The organism is Bifidobacterium santillanense (assembly GCF_018555385.1).
Lineage (GTDB): Bacteria > Actinomycetota > Actinomycetes > Actinomycetales > Bifidobacteriaceae > Bifidobacterium > Bifidobacterium santillanense.
In genome coordinates this window covers 108,538-134,177 of record NZ_JAFEJS010000006.1, presented here as the reverse complement: position 1 = coordinate 134,177, position 25,640 = coordinate 108,538, and the positions used below count along the sequence as shown (strand labels likewise).

The following is a 25,640-nucleotide window of genomic DNA, read 5'->3' as shown; positions in this document are numbered from 1 at the left end:
CTGCGGCCGACACGGCAGTTCAATTTCGGAATTGAACTCCTACTCCACGCTCTTGAGGGAGGTGGCGGGGTCGATGCGGTCGAGAACCGGGTTGGTCAGGAGCTGGACGAGCAGCGCGAAGGCAAGGGTCACCGCGGCGGCGATGAGGTAGCTCGCGGGGCGCACGTGGACCTCGAAGTACATGCCGGGCATGTTGAGCGCCGCGGTGAGCAGGCCTCCCACCCAGCGGCCGAGCGGCAGTCCGACCGCGATGCCGGCGAGCGTGAGGATCAGCATCTCCTTGTTCACGTACGTGTGCACCTCGCGGTCATAGAAGCCGAGGACCTTGAGCGTGGCCATCTCGCGCACACGCTCGGACACGTTCGTGTTGGCGAGCGTGAACAGCACGACGAGCGCCAGTCCTCCGGCCAGCCCCACGATCAGCGCGACGACCGCGGCCATGAGCTTGAACTCGAAGCTGCGCTCGAGCCGGACGCTGCTCACGGCGCTCAGGATCTTCGCATCGCGGCCGAGTTTGGCGGCGTAGTCGACCTGGGCGTCGTCGGAGCCCTTGAGGTTCGCGTAGACGGCGTTGAGCCCGACGCCGTTCGAGACGGTGACGGCGGTTGTGGCGTCGTCGCCATCGGACGCGTCGGATCCGCCGGAATCCGTCGCGTCCGCGCCGAACAGCGCCTTGTAGTACGCGGTCGTCAGGTACAGGTCGGAGCCGATCACGGACTCGCTCACCGCGCTGACGCGGGCCGTGGCGCGCTCCGAATCGCCGTTCTGCAGCGCAATCTCGTCTCCGGCCGCGACGCCGAGCGCGTTGGCGGCGCTGCGCGAGACGATCACGCCGGTCCCGGACAGCGAGAGCGCGGCACCGCCGTCGACGTCGTGCAACGCGGCGATGGACCTCATGTCGGCGGCGCGCGGCACGGTGACGAGCTGGACGGTTGCCGACTCGTCGTCGCCGTTGGTCATCTCGCCGCTTTCGACGCGCGCGGGGATCGCGTCGCCGTCGAGACGACCGTCGTCGCGCAGCCGCTGTTCGACGGCGGCGAGGTCGTCGTGATCGGTCACAACCATCAGGTCGTAGCGGTAGATGTCCTGATACTGGCGCGCGGGGATCGCGTCGACGCTGTCGTTGATCGCGAGCCCGCACACGATGAGCGCGGTGCAGCCGGCCACGCCGCCGACCGTCATGATCAGGCGCGACTTGAAGCGCATGATGTTGCGCACGGTGACCTTGTTGAGGAACCCCATGCGTCGCCAGACGGGCCGCACGCGCTCGAGCAGGACGCGCGTGCCGGCCTTCGGCGCCTTCGGGCGCATCAGCGCGGCCGGCGTCTGGCGCAGCTCCCCCGCGCAAGCGACGACGGTCGCGACGACGATGCCGACGACGAACAGCGCGATGCCCGCCGAACCGTACACCCAGTCGTATTCGAGCCGCACGTCGGGGATCGTGTACAGACCCTTGAGCACGACGAGCAGGAACGCGGGGATGCCGAGGAACCCGGCGACGAGCCCCAGTCCGCCGCCGATCAGGCAGGCGAGCGCGGCGAACAGCACGTAGCGCGCGGCGATCGCTGCCGGCCCGTAGCCGAGGCCGACGTACGTGCCGATCAGACCGCGCTCCTCCTCGACCATGCGCGTCATCGTCGTCAGGCTCATCAGCACGGCGACGGTGAGGAACACGATCGGGAACGCGCGGCCGATCGACTCGATCGAGCTCACGTCCGACTTGAGCTGGCTGAATCCGCCGATCGCGGCGCGCGTGCGCACGTACCAGCGCGACTGCGGGATATTCTCCTCGATCTTCTTGGTCTGGTCGTCCAGCTGCTTCGTGGTCTCGGACTTCCGGTTGTCGAGGTCCGATTGCGCCTGATCGATCTGGGCCTGGGCCTGCTGGAGCTGCGGGCTTTGGTTGATGACGGATTGGCGGAGTTCCGGGGTGACGGTGACGTTCGCGGCCGCGGCGGCGGTGGTTGCGTTCGCGGCGGTGCGGCCGCTGTTCTGGGCCACGGCCTGCGAGCGCGCGGCCTGTGCGGCGAGGGCGTCGACCTGTTGGTTGAACTGGGCGCGCTGCTGGTCGATCTGCGATTGCGCCTCGGCGAATTTCGACTCGGCCTCGGCGCGGGCGTCGTCGATTCTCCGCTCGGCCTCGTCGACGAGCTGCTGGCGGCGGACCTTCTGGCGTTTGGCCTGGATCGTGTTCTCGATGCGGTCGGCGACGGCCCCGACGGTGTCGTCGTAGCGGTCGGAGAACGTGTCCTCGGCCTTGGCGCCGGCGACGGAGAGGCTGATCGACGTGTACGTGTCGCCAGTCACGCCGTCGGACGGCGCGAAGAACGCGTAGTCGGCAGCGGCGTTGTTGCGGAACGCCTCGCTGCCGATGCCGTCGGGGTTGCTCAGGTCGGTGAGGTCGAGCACCACGCCGACGATGGTGAGCCTCGTCGGGAAGGACGGCGAGGAGGACGAGTCCGTCGATTCGGACGAACCGGAGTCGGACGAACCGGCCGTGGCGGAACCATTCGCGCTCGCATCGACCGAATCGTCACCGGACGATGTGGCCGTATCGGAGGCCGTCCCGTCCGAGGGAGAACCATCGGACCCGGACATCCCCGTCGAATCGGACGAGGCGACCGGCGTGACGGTGAGAACGTCGCCGAGCTTGTAGCCGCTGTCCTTGAGGAATTTGCGGGTGACGGCGACCTCGCCGGACTTCGTCGGCATGCGCCCGTCCTGCAGGTACGGGCGGTCGAGGGCCGCGGAACCGGAATCGCCGACGTCGTTCGAGGATCCCGCGCTCGAACCATCGGCATCATCGACGGCGCCCCCGACGATCTCGGTGATCGTCACGGTCTTCTCGGCGCCGTCGATCGGCACCTTGACCGACTGGCTGCGCACACCCCGCGCGTCTTCGACGCCGGAGACGCCGCGCAGCGCCGATACGTCGTCGTCGGTCAGCCCCAGCGTCGAGACCACCTGGATGTCGCGCAGTCCCTGCGCGTCGTAGAAGCGGTCGGCGCCGAGGAACATGTCGCGGCAGCCGGCGTAGATGCCGGTGAGCACGGCCACGCCGAGCAGCGAGATCACCGCGATCGAGGCGAACCGCTTCCACGAGCGCAGCCAGCAACGCGCCATGTCCTTGACGAACGCGCCGGACATCGGACGGGCGGCGGCGCCGGCACGTGCCCGGCTGCTCCCCTCAGCCCGCTTCGCGTCCGGCTCCCCTCGGCGAGGGAAGCCGCCTGCCGGCTCCCGGTCGTCGGGCGGGATGGTCCGTGCCGGTTCCGACGTCCGACCGACGGCGTTCGTAGGCGCCGCGACTGCATCACGTTCCGCGGCGATCGGGTCGACGGCGTCGCGGAACGCCTCGCGCGAGGTGCGTTTCGTCTCCTGGGAGGCGCGTCTCGCCTCACGCGCGAGCCGCCTCGCCTCACGGCGCTGGTGCTTCACCGAATGCCTTCCGACCATCGCGATCGACCTCCCTCACCATTCGATGTCGGCGATGGGCGTGGGGTGCTCGTTCACCTCGCTGGCCGTGACGCGGCCGGAGCGGAAGTGGACCACCTTGTGCGCCATCGGCGCGAGCGCGGAGTTGTGCGTGATGATGAGGACCGTCATGCCCTGCGTACGGCAGATGTCCTGCAATAGCGTCAACACCTCCTTGCCGGTCTCGTAGTCGAGCGCGCCGGTCGGCTCGTCGCACAGCAGCAGCTTCGGCTTCTTCGCGATCGCGCGGGCGATCGACACGCGCTGCTGCTCGCCGCCGCTCAACTGCGCCGGGAAGTTGTCGAGCCGCTCCCCCAGTCCGACCTTGCGCAGCGTCTCGGCCGGATCGAAGTGGTCCGGGCAGATCTGCGAGGCCAGCTCGACGTTCTCGAGCGCCGTGAGGTTGGGCACGAGGTTGTAGAACTGGAACACGAAGCCGATGTCGTTGCGCCGGTAGGTGATCAGGTCGCGTTTCCTCAGGTCCGTGATGTCGCGCCCGCCGACCACCACACGGCCCGAGGTCGCCGTGTCCATGCCGCCCAGGATGTTCAGTGCCGTGGTCTTGCCGGCGCCCGATTGGCCGAGGATCACGGTCAGCTCGCCCTCGTCCGCGGTGAAGCTCGCGCCGTCGAGAGCCCGGATCGGCTTGCCGCCGCCGGACGGATACTCCTTGACCACGTCGTCGAATTCGATGTACGCCATGTCGATCACCTCGCCGTCGAACCTCGTCCGGACCCCGCGTCCGGACCGTCATCCCCGCGTGCATCGTCGTCGTGGCACGCGTCGCGTCTGTCTCCATTGTCTCGCACCAACCTTGCGAACGCACCGACCCGCGGACGCGATCCCGTCGGCGACATCACGACGGCATACAATACCGTCGTTGCGCCCGCGCGACGGCAGACGGGACGGCCGGAACGTGATCCGACGCCCGTACGGCGCGCGGGGACAGGACAGTACAGAGAAAAGAGAGAAGTCATGGCTTCCGAGAACAAGAAGCACGAGACCGACGACGTGCCGGTGCCGGCGACGCTGCGCAAGTCGCTCAAGAATCGCCACATCCAGCTGATCGCGCTGGGCGGCGCCATCGGCACGGGCCTGTTCTACGGCTCGAGCGAGTCGATCGCGCTGGCCGGCCCGTCGATCCTGCTCGCCTACCTGATCGGCGGACTCGCGATCTTCATGATCGTGCGCGCGCTGTCCGAGATGTCGGTCGAGGACCCGAAGGCGGGCGCGTTCAGCTACTACGCGACGCGCTACTGGTCCAAGCGCGCCGGATTCATCTCCGGCTGGAACTACTGGTTCAACTACATCCTCGTGTCGATGGTCGAGCTCGCCGTGGTCGGCTCGTTCGTCAACTACTGGTTCCCGGCGATCCCGACGTGGGTGTCGGCGGCCGTGTTCCTCGTCGTGATCTGCGCCGCGAACCTGCTGGGCGTGAGCAAGTTCGGCGAGTTCGAGTTCTGGTTCGCGATCATCAAGATCGTCGCGGTCATCGCGATGATCCTCGGCGGCCTCGCGGTGATCGTGTTCTCGCTGCCGACCGAGTCGGGCGTCAAGGCGAGCTTCGCGAACTGGTTCACCGTGGGCGGCGGCTTCTTCCCGAACGGTCTGATGGCGCAGGCGAAGGACGGATCGTGGACCGGTCTGCTCATGGCGCTGGTCGTCGTGATGTTCAGCTTCGGCGGTACCGAGCTCATCGGCATCACCGCCGGCGAGACCGAGGATCCGAAGACTACGATCCCGCGCGCGACCAACGACATCATCTGGCGCATCCTCGTGTTCTACATCGGCGCTCTGGGCGTGATCATGGCCGTGGTGCCGTGGAACACGATCGACGGCAAGTCCAGCCCGTTCGTGCAGATCTTCGACTCGGTGGGCGTGCACGCGGCCGCCGGCATCCTGAACTTCGTGTGCCTCACGGCCGTGATGAGCGTGTACAACTCCGGCCTGTACGCCAACTCCCGCATGCTCTACTCGCTGGCCAAGCAGGGCAACGCGCCCGCGTACCTCGGCAAGCTCAACAGGCACGGCGTGCCGGTGGCGGGCGTGCTCACCTCGGCCGTGATCACCGCGCTGGCGGTGGTGGTCGTGTTCGTGTGGCCCGAGTTCGCGTTCAACTACCTCATGTCGATCGCCACGATCGCGGGCATCATCAACTGGACGATGATCATGTTCACCGAGATGAAGTTCCGCCGCGTGGTCGCCGCCGGTGGCGCGCCCGCCGACACCGAACTGGCCGGCAAGTCCGGTCAGGAGGCGCTCGACGCGATCCACTTCAAGCTGCCGTTCGCGCGCGTGACGCCGTGGGTGGTGCTCGCGTTCCTCGCGCTCGTCGTGGTGCTCATGTGCTTCTCGGCCAGCTACCGCGTGGCCGTGATCGCCGGCGTGATCTGGCTCGTGATCCTGTTCGTCGCCTATCAGGTGACGCAGGCGCGCAAGTAAGGCGCCCGGAGGGGGCGGCGACGGCCGATCACGGCATGTCATCGCCCCTCGCGGTGCGCACGGAATCATCCCCTCCGCAAAACGTGTGAGCCAAACGCACATAATCAACCGCATATGAAAAATCCCCGAAACGGTGTCAATACGGCCGTTTCGGGGATTTTTCATGTGCGATTGACACCGCGTCAACCCTCACACGTTTCTTATTGAGAACGATTCTCTGCGACGGGAGGACGCCCTACTCCTCCTCCGGGTAGGTCATGTGCCACTGGTCGCGGCGGATCTCGGTCATCATGTCCATCACGTCGCGCGTGTAGCCGAGATGCAGGAGGCCCTCGACCGTCGCATCGGCCTCGTCGGCCGGGATCTCGCCGGATCTGCCCGCCTCGAACGCACGGATCGCCTTCTCCATGTCCCCCACCTCATAGGCGAGCGCGTGCGCGGTGTCGCCCGCCTCGACCTCGCGCACCACGGCGCCCGACGTGTCGTGGATCGTAGCGCGTTCGCCGCGCGGATAGTCGAAGATCTCCACGTAGCCGTTCTCGAAGACGATGGTGCCGCGCTTCGGCTGCTTCGCGTGCAGCGACAGCGTAATCGCGGCCATCTGCCCGTCCGGATTGGTCAGGAGGATGCCGGCCTGCTCGTCCACGCCGGTGGGCGCGGCCTTGACCTGCGAGACGATCCGGTCGGGCTTGGAGCTCATGAACCAGCGCATGCAGGAGAGCGCGTACACGCCGATGTCGAGCATCGCGCCGCCGGCGAGGTTGCGGTTGAAGAACCGGTTGGTCATGTCGTACTCCTTGTAGGAGCCGAAGTTCATCTGAATGAGCTTGACCCTGCCGAGTTCGCCGTCGCCGCCCGCGATGATCCGGTCGAGCTCGCGGTACAGCGGCATGTGGTAGAGGGTCATCGCCTCGGCGAGCAGTACGTGGTTCGCTTCGGCGAGCGCGATCGCCTCGTCGAGCTCGTCGGAGTTGAGCGTGATCGACTTCTCGCACAGCACGTGTTTGCCGGCGGCGAGCGCCTTGCGCAGGAAGCCGATGTGCGTGTTGTGCGGCGTGGAGATGTAGATGACGTCGACGTCCGGGTCGGCGAACACATCGTCGATCTCGTCGTAGACCTTGCCGATGCCGTACTTCTCGGCGAAGGCGACGCCCTTGGCGTGCGTGCGGTTCGCGACCGAGTACAGCTTGCGCCCCGTGCCTTCCAGCGCCTGCTCGAGTTGGTTGGCGATGACGCCACAGCCCAGCGTCGCCCAGTTGAGTTCGCGCATGTCTTGCTCCTTTCCGTGCATCCGCGATGATGTCGTCTCGATTATCGCACGGAGGAGCGTGCGTCCCCGGATTCTTGGCCTTTCCGCGTTACGAGGGGTACATTCCAAGGATTGCGGACATCCATCTCGCTTGCAAGGGGTACTCACCACAGGTATCAGGCCACCGAAACGGCTTGGCCGCAACGGAGCAAGGCTACTTTCGGAGTCGTGATACTTCGATCAGGTACCCCTCGAAGGCGAGATAGGTGTCCGCGGAAGCCGAGATATACCCCTCGTAACGCAGAAACCGCCGCTCCGGACGAATCCGGACGGCGGTTTTCGCGTATTCAGCCTTGTTCGGGCCGTCTCAGGGGATGATTCACCGATTCATCGGGGACCCTCCATCCGGAGACGCGCCCGGACCGACTCACTGCACCTGGCTCACTGCACCTGGGCGCGGGCGATCTTGCCGGTGAAGGAGTTGGCCTCGTCGGCGTCCTTGACGCCGTCCTTGTTCCAGGAGAACATGGCGCGCAGCTTCGGGCCGACGGTCTCGATGCGCTCGTTGGAGTACTTCTCCTGCAGCTCCTTGAAGTGCGGGGCGCCGGCGTCCTGATCGTCGATGAACTCCTTGGCGAAGGAGCCGTCCTGGATGCGGCCCAGGTGGTACTCCATGCGCTTGCGGCAGTCCTCGTTGATGACGGTGTTGGTGTAGTCGCCGTACTGGGCGGTGTCGGAGCAGGACCAACGGGCCTTGTTCAGACCACCCTCGTTCATGAGGTCGACGAGCATCTTGAGCTCGTGGCAGACCTCGAAGTAGGCGATCTCCGGCTGGTAGCCGGCGTCGGTGAGGACCTCGAAGCCCATCTCGACGAGCTTGTTCACGCCGCCCATGAGGACGTTCTGCTCGCCGAAGAGATCGGTCTCGGTCTCCTCCTTGAAGGTGGTCTTGATGGCGCCGGCGCGCAGAGCGCCAAGGGCCTTCGCGTAGGCCAGGGTCAGCGCCCAGCCGTCGCCGCGCGGATCCTGCTCGACGGCGACCACAACCGGGACGCCACGGCCGGCGGCGTACTCACGACGCACGATGTGGCCCGGGCCCTTCGGGGCGACCATGAAGACCGGGTGGTCCTCGGACGGCTTGATGTAGCCGTAGTGGATGTTGAAGCCGTGAGCGAACGCGACGGCCGCGCCCGGCTTGATGTTCGGCTCGATGTCGTCCTTCCAGATGTTGCGCTGGTACTGGTCGGGCGCGAGGATCATGATGACGTCGGCCTCGGCGGCGGCCTCCGGCACGGACTTGACCTCGAGGCCCTGCTCCTTCGCGAAGTCCACGGACTTGGAGGTCGGGCGCAGGCCGACGACCACGTCGACGCCGGAGTCGCGCAGGTTCAGCGCGTGGGCGTGACCCTGGGAGCCGTAACCGATGATCGCGACCTTCTTGCCTTCGAGCACGGAGAGATCGCCGTCGTTTTCATACCAGATCTGTGCAGCCATGTAGCACTCCTTTAACTTGCGTGCCACCCGTGACGTACGTTCCGCACGAGCCGGCACACGGTGTTGTTGTGGTTGCGCACTAAGCGCGTTCGGCATCCGACCCGTCCGCGTGAACGATTGATTGCGGCGGCGGGGTGACGCCATGCGTTGAGGATTGTGTCCTCGAAACTGTGACCCATCCTACAGATGACGGCCTCGTTGCCGCCCGTCCGTCCATAACGTGGGCCGAATTCCGCCTTCGCGAACCGAATCGTGGACGCCCGGGGCATGCCACCGGGACGAACCGTCCCCGCAACGTCCGGCTCCGCAGTCGTCACGGCTGACCCAGAATCGTCACGGCTAACTCAGTGATTACCACGGTTGACTCCGCGACTTGTCCATCTTGCTCCGGGATCGTCACGACTCACTCCGGGGTTTGTATCACTTTCCCGTGCCTAGCCCCGGAGTTAACCGTGACGATTCCGGAGCCGGCCGTGACGACCGCGGAGTGAGTCGTGACGATCCCGGAGCAAGATGAACAAACCCCGGAGTCAACCGTGACAATCCCGGGGCATACGAAAACCGCCACCCCGTAACACAAACACGGAATGGCGGTTTCGACACGACTGTCAGTCGCTCACGCGGCCAAGCTCAGGGCCGCGCCCAAATCACTGAACCTGGGTACGAGCGATCTTGCCGTTGAAGGACTCGGCCTCGTCCTGATCCTTGGCCGGGCCGTTGTTCCAGGAGAACATGGCGCGCAGCTTCGGGCCGACGGTCTCGAGGTGCGGGTGGGAGAACTCCTCCTGCAGCTTCTTGAACTTCGGGGCGCCGGCGGCCTGGTCATCCATGAACTCCTTGGCGAAGGAGCCGTCCTGGATGCGCTTGAGCTGGTACTGCATGCGCTTCTTGGTCTCCTCGGTGATGACCGTGGAGGTGTAGTCGCCGTACTGGGCGGTGTCGGAGCAGGACCAACGGGCCTTGTTCAGACCACCCTCGTTGGCCAGGTCGACCAGCATCTTCAGCTCGTGGAAGACCTCGAAGTAGGCGATCTCCGGCTGGTAGCCGGCCTCGGTCAGCACGTCGAAGCCCATGTCGCACAGGTGGTTGATGCCGCCCATGAGGACGTCCTGCTCGCCGAACAGATCGGTCTCGGTCTCCTCGGTGAAGGTCGTCTTGATGGCGCCGGCGCGCAGAGCGCCGAGGGCCTTGGCGTAGGCGAGGCACAGCGGCCAGGTCTTGCCATCCGGGTCCTGCTCGACGGCCACGACGACCGGGACGCCACGGCCGGCGGCGTACTCACGACGCACGATGTGGCCCGGGCCCTTCGGGGCAACCATGAAGACCGGGTGATCCTCGGACGGCTTGATGTAGCCGTAGTGGATGTTGAAGCCGTGAGCGAAGGCCAGGGCGGCGCCCGGCTTCAGGTTCGGCTCGACGTCGTTCTTGTACACGGCGGCCTGGTACTGATCAGGCAGAAGGATCATCACGACATCGGCCTCGGCGACCGCTTCCGGAACGGACTTGACCTCAAGGCCCTGCTCCTTGGCGAACTCGACGGACTTGGAGGTCGGACGCAGGCCGACGACCACGTCGACGCCGGAGTCACGCAGGTTCAGTGCGTGGGCGTGACCCTGGGAGCCGTAACCGAGGATGGCGACCTTCTTGCCATCGAACACGGACAGATCGGCGTCCTTCTCGTACCAGATAGTTGCTGCCATGATAGGCACTCCTTTATGTTGTTCGGTATGCCGAACGAAAACTGCACGTCCGACAATCGGTGAGATTGCTGACGGCCTTCGGCGAGAAAGGATTGTGTCCCTTGACGTTGAAAGTCATCGATCACTGGGGTCTAGTTCTAGTCCCCGAGTGGGCGACGTGGTACCCCACGTCCAAATATTGAATCGCGATTTTCAGTTATGAAATTTAGGGCGACTACAGCTGGAAAGATTGGCTGTTTCCCGCCGTTTCGGCCGTAGTCGGGGGGATACGGTCCGGCCCCTCCCGCAGGAGGGAAGCCGGACCATAGGGGTCACTTGGTAAAGTCGATGTCCGCGCGGCGCCGTGAAGCGGGAAGCCCGGTGGGCTTCCCACAGGCGACGCCTGAACGAGGCGACAGGCGAGTGAAGGCAGGAACCGCCGTCGATTTCACTTGGTGAAATCGACGTCCTTGGTCTCCTTGCAGGACAGCACCGCGATGAGGCAGCACACGGCCATCACGCCGAGGTAGATGCCCACGGAGTGCACGCCCCAGTGGCTGGACAGCCAGGTGGCGATGGTCGGCACGAAGGCCGCGCCGACGATGGCGGCGAGGTTGTAGCCGATGCCGGAGCCGGAGTAGCGCACGTTGGCGTCGAACAGCTCAGGCAGGAAGGCGCCGATCGGGCCGAACGCGGTGCCCATCAGGGCGAAGCCGACGCACAGGAAGACCATGTTGGCGAAGAAGTTGCGCTGGCCGACGATCTGGCCGTTGAGCAGGAACGGGAACACCGCGGCGAACACGACGAGCAGCACGGACGAGGTGATGATCACGCGCTTGCGGCCGAGCTTATCGGCGTTGACGCAGGAGATCACGATGAACGCGGCGAACACGCAGATGGCGATCATCAGCATGAGCAGGTACTCCTGGTTGGTGAAGCCGAGGCCGCCGCCGCCCTCGCCCTGCTCCTTGGTGCCCCAGGCGAGGGACCAGGTGGCGAGCGTGTAGAACAGCGTGTAGGTGACGGCCACGAGGAAGGTGGCCTGCAGGACCTGGACCCAGCTCTTGCGGAAGACCTCGACGATCGGGGCCTTGACGACCTGCTTCTTCTCCTGGGCCATGCGGAAGATCGGAGTCTCCTCCATGTGAACTCGCACGACGAGGCCGACGATCACGAGGACCGCGGAGAGCAGGAACGGCACGCGCCAGCCCCAGGCCAGCATCGCGTCGGAGTCATTGAAGGACTCGAGCAGGAAGTAGGTGCCGTTGGACAGGAAGAAGCCGATCGGGGCGCCGAGCTCCGGGAAGGAGCCGTACAGCGCGCGCTTGTCCTCGGGGGCGTTCTCGGTGGCGACCAGAGCCGCGCCGGACCATTCGCCGCCCAGACCGATGCCCTGGATGAAGCGCAGCAGGCACAGGATCGCGACGGCGCCGACGCCGACCTGATCGTAGGTCGGCAGGCAGCCGATGAGGAAGGTGCCGATGCCCATCGTCATCAGGGAGACGACCAGCGTGGTCTTGCGGCCCATGCGGTCGCCGAAGTGGCCGAACACGAGGGAGCCGAGCGGGCGGGCGATGAACGCGATGGCGAAGGTCAGCAGGCTCATCAGCAGCGCGACGGTCGGGTTGTCCTTCGCGGAGAAGAAGATGTGCGGGAAGTAGTTGGCCGCGGCGGTGCCGTAGGCGTAGAAGTCGTAGAACTCGATGGCCGTGCCGACCATGGAGGCGGCGATCACGGTCTTGACCGAATCGCGGGCCAGGTCCTTCGCCTTGTTTGCAGTCTCTTCGACTGAAGTCATGGGAGAATCTCCTGATTTCCGAATCGTTCTTGCTTTTCTGTTTCTCTCCGGGGTGCTTGGGATCTCACTGCCATGATGCCTTGTGGGCGGGCAATGAAAAAGCCCCGCGCGATGCAGGGCTTTGAAACGTTGATCTCGCTCGTCGCCCTGCCTTCGCTGACGGGGCTCAAGCGTATTGAACCGAACTCAGGCCGCCAGCGAAGACGGAATAATAATTCGTGCGGACAGCAGAGCGACGTTAACGACGGTCAGTGCGGATTCGTTAACGGTGTTGCGGGCAGTGTATCCAGTCATCGCGGCGACCTCCTTTCGTTCTCGAAGTTGTTGCCGAGCGGTTTGTCTTGGCGTTCCGCTCGATCTGGTCACAGAAGATAGGCTCGCGTATCCACGCAAACCAGCAGGGGTTCACTATGTGAACAGTTTTACCGTTCGTGCGATTTCGCGTCATCGGCGCGTAACCGTGCGCCCCGCACCGCCCGGCTTCGTCCTCCGCATGCGTTCGCACACATACGACAAAGTCCCGCCGGCCGTGGCCGATGGGACTTCACGTGGAAGGCTCCGGAGCGGGAGGGAACGGCCCGCTCCGAAAAGCTGAATCAGCGCGGAACGATCACTTCACGTTCTTGATGCGCATGATGAGCCAGGCGGCGATCAGGACGATGACGATCGCGACGATGAACACCACCGAGTAGGCGACCGGCGGGGTCTGGGTGACGCCGAGCACGGACTTGACGATCACGACGAGCACGGAGGTCATCAGCGAGCCGATGACGGTGGACAGCGTGTTCGCGAGGTTGAGGATGCCAAGGTCCTTGCCGGCCTCGTCCGGGTTCGGCAGGACGGAGACGTTCAGGGCCTGGTCGATCGCGTTGTAGGTGCCGTAGCCGAGGCCGGCGATGCCGGCGAACAGGAACATGCCCATCTCGGAGCGGAACAGCAGCGGCATCAGCGCGCCGACGGCGAACAGGCAGCTGGCGAGCGCGACCGGGAGCTTCCTCATGCCGATCTTGTCGGTGAGCGGGCCGGCGGCGACGGCGGCGATCAGGGAGACGACGAGCGTGATGACGGACATCGTGGCGATGACGGACGCGGCCTTGAGCTTGGCGTCCGGATCGCCGGCGAAGACGTAGTCCTGGGCGATGAACAGCTGGTAGGTGTTGATCATCCAGTAGCCGCCCATCATCATCGTGCGGCCGGCGAGCGCGTAGTAGAAGTCGGGGGCGTTCTTCGGCGGACGGAAGCGCAGCAGCACGCTCCTGGCGTTGATCTCCTCGCGCGGCTCGTCCACGTTGGACTTCTCGCGCGGCCAGATGGCGACGACGACGATGCCGCACAGGCCGAAGATGACCAGGCCCATCATCCAGCCGGCGAAGATGCCGGAGGTGCCGTTCTTGAGCAGCTGGGCGCCGACGAAGGAGCCGAGCGTCTGGCCGACGGCGATGCCGGCGCCGTAGAAGCCGGAGACGGTGCCGCGGAACTTGTCGGGCACGCGGTCGGACATCGTGGCGACGTACGGGGCGAGCATGATGTTGTAGCCGAGCTGGGCGCAGCACCACAGCAGGACGATCATGGCGTGGGTGTTGACGAACGCGATCGCGCCGATCGACAGGCCGGTGACGATGCCGCCGACGACGATCCACGGGCTGCGCTTGCCGAAGCGGGAGCGGGTCAGGTCGGAGAAGGTGCCGAAGATGATGTTCGCGAACAGGGCGACGATCGAGCCGGCGGCGTTGATGATGCCGAGCATCGACTCCTTGGAGGCCGGGTCGATGCCCTCGAGCACGGCCGGCAGGATGATGGAGCTCAGGGCCACCCACGGGATGGCGCAGGCGACTGCGGAGATGGTGAAGCCGACGCCGAGGCGGACTACTTCCGTTGTGGTCGGACGGTGACCGTCGGCGGAGACCGCCGGGTCGTGCGCTTGCGCGCTGATTGCATCTGCCATGATTATCCCCTTTTTGATAAACGGCATGCGTTGGTTGTTGTTGGGTGCGCTGCGGTGGCGACTGCTTTCGTAGCTGCCGGATCCGGAACCGAACTCTGTTCCGTTGTGTGCGTTGCGCTTTCAGTATATCGAACCGGTTCGATTCCGTCAAACTCGAACCGGTTCGACACGCCGAGCCGTGAAGCAAACAGCCCAGTGGGCTGTTTGTAGGCTCGGCCGAGCGGCGACAGCCGCGAGGAAACGATGAGCCCGGCCAACGGCCGGACCGTAATTGCAGATCGAGCCGTCAAGCAAACAGTCCGGCAGACCGTCCGCAGCCCCGCCCAACCCGCGACAGCGGCGAGGAAACCCGCAAGCGTACGTCCCTCCGGATATTTTCGTCGGGTTTCCGGTCGGGCGTACGCCTACGCACGGATACCGGAAGAACGGACGGGGACGAGGAGGAACCGGGGTCGGTGACCGTCGGCACGTACATTCCACATACGCCTACGCACCGTCATCCCCTTCAGCGCGTGGATTCGGCCTTGCGCAGGGTCAGGGGGATGAGTTCGGCGGCCGAACCGGGCAGACGCCCGTCGCCGTCGGGGAACGCGTCGCCGGCGCCGCCGGAGACCGGAGGATTGAGGTCGGTCGTCGAGGAGCTGGACTCCTCCCCCTCGATGAGGGCGTTCATACGGGACGCCACCGCGGCCGCGAGCGCGTCGAAGTCCTGACAGACCGCGGTGAGCCGCACTCCGGCGGTATCGGCCAGATAGGTGCCGTCGTAGGCGACGACCTGCACGTCCGCCCCCGGGCGCAGGCCGCGGCGCAGGATCTCCTGCACGCACTGGGAGGCGCCGATGTCGGAGCTGACGACCGCGTCGACGTCGTCGAACCGTTCGAACACGTCGTGCATCGTGTCCGAATAGCCTTGGAAGTCGGCGACCTCGCCGGCCTCCACGTAGTCGTAGGCGATACCGGCCTCGTTGAGCTCGTGCTCGAGGGTCAGGTAGTAACGGATCGTCGGGAAGGTGGTGACGCCCGCCTCGGCGAGGTCGCCGGACCTGAAGACCGCCCCCGAATCGAGGTCGTGGAACTGCGAGCGCGGACCGCCGACCATGACCACGTGGTGCGCGCCGGCGTCGATCAGCGTGCGCGCGACGAGTCGCCCTCCCTGCTCGTGGTCGGAGCCGATCGAGGGGATGCCCGGGCCGAGATACCGGTCGAACGCGACGACCGGACGACCGATCGAGGTCCAGTAGCCGGACGGGTGCGCGGTGTGCGCGGCCATGACGATGCCGTCCATCATGTGCCGTTGGAGCATGTCGACGTAGTCGGCCTCGCCCTTGTCGGAGTCGGCGGTCGAGCACAGCATCGTGCGCAGGCCGCGCGCGGAGAACTCGCGCTGCAGGGCGGCGGTGAGGGTCGCGAAGAACGGGTGGCGGATCGTCGGCACGATCACGCCGATCATGTTGGTGCGGTTGTGCGCGAGGTTGCGGGCGAGCTCGTTGGGGATGTAGTCGAGCGACTTCATCGCCGCCTGCACCTTGGAGCGCATGTCGTCCGACACGTAGCCGGTGCCGTTCACCACGAGCGACACCGTGCTCAGCGAGACGCCCGCCTTCTTGGCCACATCGCGCATTCCGACCATGATTCCAACCGCCTTTCCGTCTCCGCCGTGTCCCGGCCGCTCGTCGAGCCGGAAAACCCATGTCGCCTCGTCGGGTTCCGGCATTGCACAACGTCCGATTCTACAGAATCGGACCGGGAGCAGAGGACGCACCCGCCGCGTAGCGCCAGATCCTATAGAATCGGACGCAAAACGGGCCTCCGAGCAACGCGAAACGCCCGATCCTATAGGATCGGGCGCGAATCGGACTCACGGACGCCGCAATCCGTCCGTTTCTATAGGATCGGGCGCGAAACCGGTCCGGAGGCGGGCTACTTCCGCAGGAAGAGGGCGGCGAGCGCGACGCAGACGATGGCGGCCGGGAAGATCCCCACGAAGACCAGCGGTGCGGAATCCACGATGCCGCCCGCGAGCGCGATCGCTCCGGCGCCGGCGGCCACACCGATCGTGAGGCCCAGGGGCTTGGCGAGCGCATACACGCCGAGGTCGCGACCGGCGGCGCGCGGATCGGGCAGCGCGTCGACGACCATCGGCTGGACGAGCACGTCGTACAGGCCGGATGCGAATCCGGCGATGAACGAGAAGATCATGAGGCTGCGCTCGCCCCCGACGGACACGATCGCAAGGCCCGCGAGCAGGCCGATCATGTAGAGCACGCAGGTGCTGATCACGGCGGCGCGCGAACCGCGCCACCACGGGCCGAAGCCCTCCTCGAGCTTGTCGGTGATGGCGCCGGCGGAGTAGGAGGCGAGCAGGGCGCCGGCGAACGAGGCGAGCGCGAGCATCGCGATCAGCACGCCGGCGGGCAGGGTGAGCGGCGCGGAGGTGAACACCGGGGAGGTGCCGTAGACCGAGAACCGCACGACGTACCACAGGTAGGCGGCGGTCATGCCGACGGCCGCGGTCATGAACGTGCGCGACCAGAACAGGCGGCGGAACGGCTTGTGTCCGTCGTCGCGGGGCAGGGACCTGAACGTCGCGAACACCGAGCCCCAGTCGAAGCGCACGTGCGGCTGCTCGACGCTGGAGGGCTCGCGCGGCCAGACGAGCACGGTCGCGACGCCGGAGAGCGCGAACAGCACGGCCGCGCACAGGAACGGGTCGAATGCACCGAACGCGATCGACAGGCCGCCGATCACGCCGCCGGCCGCCTGTCCGGCGAGCACGCCGACCGCATGCCAGCGTTCGATCACGTCGCGGAACTTGTCCGGCACGCGTTCGGAGAGCGCCGCGGACAGGGGCGCGACGAGCATCGCGTACGCGAACTGCAGGGCGATCCAGAACACCGCGATGCCGATCACGTTGACGACCGAGCCCAGCGCGAGCGCGATCAGGGCGCTCAGCACGCCGCCGCCGACGAGGTACGGGGTGCGGCGGCCGATCGGCACGCGCGTGCGGTCGGAGAGCGCGGAGACCAGCGGCGTGAGGAACATCGAGGCGATCGCGCCCAACGCGACGACCACGGCGAGCGCGACGGCCAGTCCGAGGGGTGTGGAGGCCGCACCGACGGCGCCCAGCCCGCCCCTGGCATCGCCCCATCCGAACGCGACCCCCGTCTTGACGCCGGCCGCGAGCGCGATCTGATTCGGGATCGCGACCATGTTGAGCGCGATCCACGGCGCGGTGGTGAGTGCCGCGCCGACGGCGAAGCCCCACTTGAGGCGGCTCACGTCGATCGCCGAGGGACGCTGGCCGTCGGCGGAGACCATCGGGTCGCGCATGTCGAGGAAGGACGACGCGTAGTCGGGCACGGCCGCGTCGACCGCTGCGGCGGCGGCCACGGACGCGGTGCCGTCGGCGGCGAGACGCGCGGCCTGGGCGCCCGGCTGGTCGGCCGACGCCTCGGGCGGCAATCGGTGCGGGTCCGCCGCCAGACGCGAGACGGCGCTCTTGTCCTCGGGACTCAGGGCCTTGTCGTAATCGGGCCTGTCGTCGATGCCCGGACGCACATACGGATTCAACATGACCGTTCCTTTCCCTTGTGCTCTCTCCCAGACGGTTCAGTCACTCCCATTGTATTTCCGCGGGCCGAGACCGGGAGCCGGGCAACCGGACGGCCGCGCCGACGGTTCGCCGGGTATTCGCCGGGTATTCCCAGTCGGCTTTCAGGAACGGGCAAGACAACGCACACGAAAGCCGACATACTGTCTTACTGTTGAAGAGCAAATGACAGACAGAGAACTGGAGAAGTAAGCGCATGTTCGTTCTCACCAACGCCTGGCGCGCCGTGACGCGCCGCTGGGCGACCTCAGCGCTGACCGTGCTGGTCGCGCTCCTCGTCTCGTTCGGCACGATCGCATCGCTGGCGATCCTGCAGGAGAATGCCGACGCGCACGGCGCCGACTACGACGCGCAGACCCCGAACGCGGTGCTGCGCCCGACCGCCAAGACCGCCGCCGCGATGAAGGGCGACGACGCAAAGTCGACCACGTCGAAGTACCTGAAGTTCACCGACTACAACCCGTACGCGATCGCCGCGCAGGAGAAGAGCGTGTCGTTCACGTACTCCTTCACCGAGACGCTGCCCGTGCGTCAGAGCGATTCGATCAAGGCGATCCCCGGATCGTCCGACGAATCCGCCGACAAGACCGGCGGCGAGTTCCAGCTGCGCAGCTTCTACGACGCGAAGGCCGCCAAGGCCAACGACTACGGCACGTACCATCTGGTCGACGGCAAGGGTCTCGTCTTCACGAGCACCAAGGCCACCGGCGCGCTGATCTCCAAGTCCGTGGCCGACAAGAACGGCCTCAAGGTCGGCGACACGTTCAAGGTCGGCGACCCGACCGACTCGAAGAAGACGTACGAGTTCAAGGTGCGCGGCATCTACGAGTACGACGACTCGGCTTCCGGCTCCGCCGATTCGTCGAGTGCGAAGCTCGCCAAGGAGAACCGCGAGAACGTGATCTACACGGCCTACGCGACCGCCTACACGTTCGGCCTCGATCCCGACAGCCCGAAGGCGAACACGTGGTCCGTGCCGGACCTCAACGTGATCTTCGACTTCACCGACGTCAAGACCTACAACAAGTTCGTCAAGCTCGCCAAGAAGGCCAAGCTGCCGGCCGGCTACGAGATCACGTCGCCGTCGCTCGACGCGTACAAGGCCTCGATCGAGCCGCTCGGCTCCCTGGCGGAGAAGGTCCGCCCGGCCCTGCGGGTCCTGGCGATCGGCGGCGTCGTCGTGCTGCTCGCGCTCACCATCGCACGCACGTGGTTCGGCCGCGACGACGAGATCGGCATGGCGTTCGTCTCCGGCGTGACCAAGGGCCGCCTCGGCTGGCAGTTCATGGTCGAGACGTTCATCCTCACCGTGGTCCCGGCCGCGATCGGCCTGGCGGCCGGCGGATTCGGCGCGAAGGCGATCGGCGCGGCGCTGGCCGGCGGTCACGCCACGCCCGTCACGTCGGACATCACGTGGACGTTGATCTGGGATGCGCTGGGACTGGTCGTCGCGCTCGCGATCGTCGCGATGCTCAAGGCCGCGACCTTCAGCTACGCAAGGCTGTTCGCGCCGGTGACGTACGACGGCGTCGAATCGACCGCGAAGAACCCGACGGAGGTGGACGCATGAGCGCGAAGTCCGCGAAGACCGATGGCACCAAGGATGTGGAGCACGAGATGACCGACGAGGAACTGGACAAGAAGACCGCGGCCCGAGAGGGCGCCGATCGCGACGGTCGGGCCGCCGACGCGACGAACCCGACTGACGAGACCAAGACCGAAACCGTCGAAGGCACTGAGCCTGAGGACGAGGACGGGACGGACACCCCCGAAGTCTCGTTCAGCTTCACCTTCGACGACGAGCCGGACGATCTCCTGCCGTCCGATCCTGCGGAATCGGACGAAACGGAGGCCGTTTCGGGCCCGGAAACGTCCGATTCCGCAGGATCGGACGCCGATACGGACGCGGACGACGAGACCGTCGTGCCGGACGAGACCAATTCGGCCGCGACCGAGGCGAACGCGCGCCGCGTCAACGAGACGATCGCGCTGGCCGGCGACGCGATGGCGTCCGGCGGACACGGCGACCCGAACGAGCTGCGCCATGCCCAGGCGCGCCCCGACACCGAGGTCGACGAACAGGTCGCGGACCGCGTGCTGCTCAAGTCCTACCCGAACTTCTCACTCAACCACGCGACGACCACGAACCGCAGGAGCGGCCGCCACGTACTCGACAACACGTCGATGGCGTTCTACGCGGGTTCGCTGTACGCGGTGCGCGTGCAGCCCGACGATCAGGACCCCGAGGAGCGCGTCACGATGATGGCGGTGCTCGGCGGCTTCCAGGCGCCCACCTCCGGTTCCGCGATGACGAAGAGCTCGAACCTGATCGAGCTCGAGATCAACGAGCTGCGCGGCCACCGTCTGGGCATCGTGCCGCAGCGGTTCGCCGTGCGCGGCGATCTCGACGCCGAATCGAACGTGCTGTACGCGATGAACGCGTCCGGTCGCACGTACCTCAAGCCCAAGCCGATCGCGGCTCGCGAGTTCCTCGCGAAGGTCGGATTCGGCGAGGCGACGAGCGGCAGGAAGGTGAAGGATCTGCCGCTGGTCGAGCAGCGTCGCGTGGCGATCGCCCGTGCGATCAGCTGCGAATCGGACACGCTGATCCTCGACGAGCCGACCAAGGGCCTCGAGGCGTCCGACGCCAGGTCGATCCTCGATCTGATCGTCTCGATCGCGCACGCCCGCGACCCCAAGCGCGCGGTCATCATCGTGACCGCCTCCGACGAGGTCGCCAAGAGGGCCGACGAGGTCTACACGCTCAACGACTGAGTCGCAGGCCCTTCCCCGCTTCGGCTCACACCCGGAGTATACGGTGCCCGCTCCGCCCCATCCCCGGAACGGGCACCGTATACTCCGGGTTTTCCACGCCTTGCTCCGGGGTTTTCATGCCTCGTTCCGGGGTTCCCCGCCTTGCTCCGGGGTTCCCACGCTTCAGTCCGGGGCTTTCACGTTTTACTCCGGGATTAGTATCGCGATTGCGCAACAATCCCCGGAGTACAGCGTGAGATTCCCGGAGTGACCGTGGACATCCCGGACTGAAGCGTGGGAACCCCGGACTGAACCGTGAAAACCCCGGACTGAACCGTGAAAACCCCGGACTGAACCGTGAAAACCCCGGACTGAACCGTGAAAACCCCGGAGCAAGTGGTGCTACGCCAGGGGCTGTATGCCTTACTCCGGGATTAGTATCGCGATTGCGCAACAATTCCCGGAGTGAACCGTGGGCATCCCGGAGTGAACCGTGGGGAACCCGGAGTAACCGTGGGGCACCTGAAGTGAACCGTGGGGGACCCGGAGCAAAGGGTGGGAAACCCGGAGTGAGCGCCGTGATGCATTGCCATGCACCGTGTGCGGCCGAAGGCAGAGGCTGCCGCGAGCCGAAGGCAGCGGCTGCCACGGCAGGGGCCGGGCCGCACGAGGACGACGAATCAGATGACGATCATGTGGTATTCGGCGGCCATGGGGCGCACGTCGAAGACGCCGTACTGGTCCAGCAGCTCCAGCCAGCGGCGGCGGTTCTCCTCGCCGAACTTGGCGGCGCGGCGCGTGTAGGCTTCGGCGGAGACGAACTTGGGCGGCAGGGACTTGCTGTTGTACTTGTCCGCCACCATCACGACCTCCTGCTCGAGGTTGACCGGCACGTAGTCGGCCGGCGGCAACGGCAGGCCCTGACGCTCGACGTCCTCGCGGGTCAGTCCCACGCCGGTGTGGTTGCGCGCGAACTGGGCGATCGACTCGTCGACGCCGTTCTCGAGCAGGTACTCGTAACCGAGCAGACCGTGCTTGATGTACTTCTTGCCGCTGAACTTGAGCGGCTCGTCGTCGTTGCCGTCGTGCTTGAACACCCGGTAGGTGCCGATGTCGTGCAGCAGGCCGCCGATCGCGACGAGACGCTCGTCGATCAGGCGCGCGGGCACGCGGCCGCCGGTGATGCCGTCGGACGGCGGGACGGCGAACTCGAGACGGGATTCGCTCGGTACGAGCGCGTCGAGGGCGGCCTCGGGCGTCTCGGGCGGCAGGGTCAGCGCGGATGCGCCGGCGCGGCCGTCGTCGCCGCGGTCGAGCTCAAGCGCATCCTTCGGCAGCGTGCAGCGGCGCATGAAGAGGGCGTTCTGACGGTGGGCGATGGCGCGGGCAATGCGCGAGACGATCACGCAGTGCGTGTGCACGAGATTGTACGCGGCCTCGGAAGGCGCGATCTTGTGGTGCAGTTCGTCGATTTGCTCAAAAGTGGGAACCATACGGCCCATTGTATGACCGAGCCGTGAAGCGGACGGTCCGATGGGCTGTCCGTAGGCGAGGCCGAATGGCGACAGCCGTAAGGAAACAATGAGCCCGACCGTCAGGTCGGACCATAATTGCACAGCCCGAAGGGGAGCCGTAAAGCAGACAGTCCAGCCGAACCGTCACATGGATAGTCCTGTGACTATCCATAGGCGAGGGAAGCGGCCATGCCGCGACGGCAATCCGCAGGATTGCGGTCCGTCGGCAAGGCCGAACGGCGACAGCCGCGAGGAAACAATAAGCCCGACCGGGCAAGGTCGGCCATAATTGCAAGGGCCGTAGGCGAGCCGTGAAGCAGACAGTCCAGCCGATACCGCTCAGATCGAGCGGATGGACCACTCGCCGGTGCGGTTGGAGGCGACGATCATCTGGTCGTTGCCGAGTTCCTTCCAGCCGTCGGCCTCGGACTGCTCGAAGCCGGAGGAGGCGACGACGATGCCGGCCGGAGAGCCGTTCTCGTCGGTCAGCGCGCGGTAGCGCATCACACGGTAGTCCTGCGCCTTCTCCCCCTGACCGTACTCGTCGTAGATCTCGACGATGCGCGACGACGTGCGCTCGCGTCCGGCGGCGTTCAGGGCGATGAACTGGTCCTGCGACTGGATCATGCAGTTGTAGCTGGAGCGCGGGTAGGCCTGGCGCAGCTCGCGCACGGCCTGGGCGAGCGCCTCGTCGAGGTCGTAGCCGAAGCCGAGGTATTCGAGGATGACCGCGAAGAAGATGGCGGAGTCGGAGCGGCCGCCGGTCGACAGGAACACGCTGTTGCTCACCGGGTACTGGTCGTTGGTGGTGATGTTGCGGCCGTGCGAGTCGGAGATGTCGCCGTTGTGGATGAAGCTCAGGCCGTTGGTGAAGAACGGCTGCTGGTTCTCGAGGATCAGCGGCAGGTTCGAGGAGGCGAGACGCAGGTGCCACAGCCCGCCGCGCGCGGCCTCGGAGGCGAGTTCGGGGAAGACCGGGTCGAGGCGGGCCGCGACGGTGGTCTTGTAGAGCTTGGTGCCGGTCTCGGGGGCGGGCGCGCCGCCGTCGAGCGTGCCGGGGGTCTCGATCGGCTCGTACAGCATTGAGCAGCCCCAGCCATCGTTGTGGATCTCGCTCATCTCGCGATACGCCTCAACGTTCTCTGTGCCGAGGATAGCGTTAAGGCTGAGGTTGAACCCGGCGGTAGCGTATCCCAGTAATCTGCACATGGTTTGTCACCATACCGCGGATGAGCCGCGACGCGCGGCCGGCGTTATAAGCGCTGGTTATAGAGCGGCCTGTTCGATGCGGTTGAGGCGCGGGGGCCGGCGCGTGGAGACGAACAGCGGCTGCACCTCGACCAGCGGGTTGTACGGCGCCAGACCGAACCATTTGACCGGCGAGCCGGCCACGTGGCGGATCGCGTACTTGGCCGACAGCGACAGCGCGCCGCGCGCGGAGACCTTCGACTCCGGCATCAGCGCCTTGTGGATCAGCACGTAGCGGATCGTGCCGATGTTCGGGTCGGCGTCCACCTTCGGGTAGATCGACTTCTGCTGCGGCAGCTCCCCCGTCTTCGACAGGTCGTACATGATCTGGTGCAGGTACGCCGGGATCGACTGCGAGACCTTGAAGCCGAGGCGGATGCGCACGCGGAACAGGAAGTCGGTGCCGAAGTTCTCCACCTCGTACTCGCGGGTGAACGGCTCGTCGGTCGTCTCGACGCTCACCGCCCACCACGCGCGGGCGCGCTTGGGATGGTCGGCGAAGATCGAGAAGAAGATGTCGGTGTCGAGCCGCTTGGTGACGTTATCCGAGGTCAGATAGACGATGTTGTCCGCGAAGTACGGGATGCGGAAGTCGCCGTGCAGTTTCTCGAGCGTGGGCAGGAAGTCCTTCGGCTGCATGTGGCGGCGCTGGGCGCGCTCGAGTCGCGTGCCCTCGTTCCACGTGTACATGATGAACAGGATCGCGAGGGTCAGCAGCATCGTGAACCAGCCGCCGTGCAGGAACTTCGCCATCGACGCGATGAAGAACATCGTCTGGATCGCGAGGAAGACCAGCAGGAACACGATCGCGCCGATCCTCCTGCCGGAGTGCCAGATGTAGACGGCGAGCAGGATCGTCGTCGTGATCATCGTGATCGTCAGCGCCAGGCCGTACGCGGCGGAGATGTGCTCGGAGTCCTTGAACATCGCGAGCACGGCGAGGGTCGAGACACACAGCACGCCGTTGACGACCGGGATGTACAGCTGGCCGCGCGTGCGGGCCGGGTAGCGCACCTGCAGATGCGGCATCCAGTTGAGGCGCGTGGCCTCGGAGACCATCGTGAACGCGCCGGTGATCAGGGCCTGCGAGGCGATTACGCCGGCGGACACCGACAGGATCACGGCGATGTAGCGCACGTCGGGGGTCATCATCTGGAAGAACGGGTTGAGGGTCTTCATCGTGTTGATCCGCGGGTTGCGGTTGTTCGCGAGGATCCACGCGCCCTGACCGAAGTAGTTGAGCACGAGCGCGATCTTGATGAACGGCCAGGTGAAGTAGATGTTGCCGCGCCCGACGTGGCCCATGTCGGAGTAGAGGGCCTCGGCGCCGGTGGTCGACAGGAACACGGTGCCCATCAGGGCGATGCCCGCGGCGTTGTGCGGGCTGAAGAGGAACCGCGCGCCGTAGACGGGATTGAGGGCGGCGAAGACGGTCCAGTCGTTGGACAGGTTGGCGACGCCGACGACCGCGAGGAAGCTGAACCACACAAGCACCATCGAGCCGAACACCTTGCCGATGGATTCGGTGCCGCGCGACTGGACCATGAACAGCACCACGATGATGCACACGGTGATCATCAGGGTCAGGCTCGGGTTCTCGTCGAACAGGTTCTCGAGCGGCGGCAGGGTCTGCAGACCCTCGACCGCGGAGCTGATCGAGACGGCCGGCGTCAGGACCGAATCGGCGAGGAACGCGGCGCCGCCGACCATCGCGGGGATCGCGAGCCATGTGCCGTGGCGGCGGATCAGCGAGTAGAGCGCGAAGATGCCGCCCTCGCCGTTGTTGTCGATGCGCATCGCGATGAGCACGTACTTAACGGTCGTGATGAGCGTGATCGACCAGAAGACCAGCGAGAGCATGCCCAGCACGGCCTCGCGGTCGGCGTTGCCGATGCCGCCCTGGCCGGACAGGAACGTCTGCGCGGTGTACAGCGGCGAGGTGCCGATGTCGCCGTAGACCACGCCGAGCGCGACGATGGCCATCGACCACGTGATCCTGTCCGGGCCGGACTGCAGCCGCGCCCACCATCGCCCGAACCGTCCCTTGGCGGCGGTGTTGGCGAGCTTCTCGGCCTCCTTGTCCTCGGCCTCCTTGCGCCTGATGATCTCCTGCCGCTCCTCCTTGGTGAAGGTGCGTCGGGAGACCTTTGGGGCGTTGGTGAAGGTGTCGGCCCTCAGCAGGGCCTCCTTCTCGCGTCGGGCCCTGCGGGCGGCCTCCATCTCGGCCGACCGGATGGCCGGCGCCACCGGATGGCCGCCGGTGTGCGCGGTGCGGGCGACGCGTTCGTCACGCTCGGTATGCGCGTCACGGGCGTCGCTGCTGACCGTTCGGGCGCGTTCGGACCTCTGATTCGACTCAGCCATACGTTCAGTCCTCCATGCGGGGCCAACTGCAACCCGCGAGCTTGTGCTTCACTTCCCACTTGTGCGTAT

15 protein-coding genes are annotated in these 25,640 nt (G+C 66.1%); 3 read left to right on the top strand and 12 right to left on the bottom strand.

Features of this window, described 5'->3' with window-relative positions; genetic code table 11:
- Nucleotides 1-39: 39 nt before the first annotated feature.
- Together JS528_RS07150 and JS528_RS07145 are read right to left on the bottom strand one after the other, a co-directional pair.
- Nucleotides 40-3,456, bottom strand: a complete 3,417-nt coding sequence (locus tag JS528_RS07150; protein ID WP_476727160.1) for an FtsX-like permease family protein — start codon at nt 3,454-3,456, stop codon at nt 40-42.
- Between the two features lie 15 nt (nt 3,457-3,471).
- The gene (locus JS528_RS07145) at nt 3,472-4,176 is read right to left on the bottom strand and encodes an ABC transporter ATP-binding protein (protein WP_214358390.1); all 705 of its coding nucleotides are present in this window, start codon (nt 4,174-4,176) and stop codon (nt 3,472-3,474) included.
- Nucleotides 4,177-4,449: 273 nt separating this feature from the next.
- Between JS528_RS07145 and JS528_RS07140 the strand changes: the two genes are divergently transcribed.
- On the top strand, nt 4,450-5,916 hold the full coding sequence (locus tag JS528_RS07140; RefSeq protein ID WP_214358389.1) for an amino acid permease: 1,467 nt from the start codon (nt 4,450-4,452) through the stop codon (nt 5,914-5,916).
- A gap of 235 nt (nt 5,917-6,151) precedes the next feature.
- Here JS528_RS07140 and JS528_RS07135 read toward each other — a convergent pair whose 3' ends face one another.
- From JS528_RS07135 to JS528_RS07105, 7 genes are all read right to left on the bottom strand, one after another.
- Nucleotides 6,152-7,186 carry a Gfo/Idh/MocA family protein gene (locus tag JS528_RS07135; RefSeq protein ID WP_214358388.1) on the bottom strand — a complete coding sequence of 345 codons (1,035 nt, stop codon included), beginning with the start codon at nt 7,184-7,186 and terminating at the stop codon, nt 6,152-6,154.
- 420 nt (nt 7,187-7,606) lie between these two features.
- The gene (ilvC, locus tag JS528_RS07130; protein ID WP_034529598.1) at nt 7,607-8,659 is read right to left on the bottom strand and encodes a ketol-acid reductoisomerase; all 1,053 of its coding nucleotides are present in this window, start codon (nt 8,657-8,659) and stop codon (nt 7,607-7,609) included.
- 647 nt (nt 8,660-9,306) lie between these two features.
- Nucleotides 9,307-10,359 carry a ketol-acid reductoisomerase gene (ilvC, locus tag JS528_RS07125; protein ID WP_214313621.1) on the bottom strand — a complete coding sequence of 351 codons (1,053 nt, stop codon included), beginning with the start codon at nt 10,357-10,359 and terminating at the stop codon, nt 9,307-9,309.
- A 427-nt stretch (nt 10,360-10,786) separates the two neighbouring features.
- Nucleotides 10,787-12,136, bottom strand: coding sequence for an MFS transporter (locus tag JS528_RS07120; protein ID WP_214358387.1), 1,350 nt, complete (start codon nt 12,134-12,136; stop codon nt 10,787-10,789).
- A gap of 610 nt (nt 12,137-12,746) precedes the next feature.
- On the bottom strand, nt 12,747-14,081 hold the full coding sequence (locus JS528_RS07115) for an MFS transporter (protein WP_240541388.1): 1,335 nt from the start codon (nt 14,079-14,081) through the stop codon (nt 12,747-12,749).
- A 505-nt stretch (nt 14,082-14,586) separates the two neighbouring features.
- A complete protein-coding gene (locus JS528_RS07110) occupies nt 14,587-15,711 on the bottom strand; it encodes a LacI family DNA-binding transcriptional regulator (protein ID WP_214358385.1) in 1,125 nt (374 codons plus the stop codon).
- Nucleotides 15,712-16,001: 290 nt separating this feature from the next.
- Complete coding sequence (locus JS528_RS07105) at nt 16,002-17,654, bottom strand: MFS transporter (RefSeq protein WP_214358384.1); 1,653 nt, start codon at nt 17,652-17,654, stop codon at nt 16,002-16,004.
- Nucleotides 17,655-17,887: 233 nt separating this feature from the next.
- Between JS528_RS07105 and JS528_RS07100 the strand changes: the two genes are divergently transcribed.
- Both JS528_RS07100 and JS528_RS07095 read left to right on the top strand, forming a co-directional pair.
- Nucleotides 17,888-19,261 carry an ABC transporter permease gene (locus JS528_RS07100; protein ID WP_214358383.1) on the top strand — a complete coding sequence of 458 codons (1,374 nt, stop codon included), beginning with the start codon at nt 17,888-17,890 and terminating at the stop codon, nt 19,259-19,261.
- The gene (locus JS528_RS07095; RefSeq protein WP_214358382.1) at nt 19,258-20,466 is read left to right on the top strand and encodes an ATP-binding cassette domain-containing protein; all 1,209 of its coding nucleotides are present in this window, start codon (nt 19,258-19,260) and stop codon (nt 20,464-20,466) included. Before JS528_RS07100 ends, JS528_RS07095 begins: the two co-directional genes overlap by 4 nt.
- 659 nt (nt 20,467-21,125) lie before the next feature.
- Here the strand turns inward: JS528_RS07095 and JS528_RS07090 are convergent.
- The 3 genes from JS528_RS07090 to JS528_RS07080 all read right to left on the bottom strand — a co-directional run bounded on the left by JS528_RS07090 (nt 21,126) and on the right by JS528_RS07080 (nt 25,571).
- Nucleotides 21,126-21,947: an HD domain-containing protein gene (locus tag JS528_RS07090; protein WP_214358381.1), complete on the bottom strand. Its 822-nt coding sequence runs from the start codon at nt 21,945-21,947 to the stop codon at nt 21,126-21,128.
- A 351-nt stretch (nt 21,948-22,298) separates the two neighbouring features.
- Entirely contained in the window at nt 22,299-23,168 is an 870-nt protein-coding gene (locus JS528_RS07085; RefSeq protein WP_214358380.1) for a class II glutamine amidotransferase, read from the bottom strand.
- Between the two features lie 57 nt (nt 23,169-23,225).
- Entirely contained in the window at nt 23,226-25,571 is a 2,346-nt protein-coding gene (locus JS528_RS07080) for a KUP/HAK/KT family potassium transporter (RefSeq protein WP_214358379.1), read from the bottom strand.
- Between the last annotated feature and the right edge of the window lie 69 nt (nt 25,572-25,640).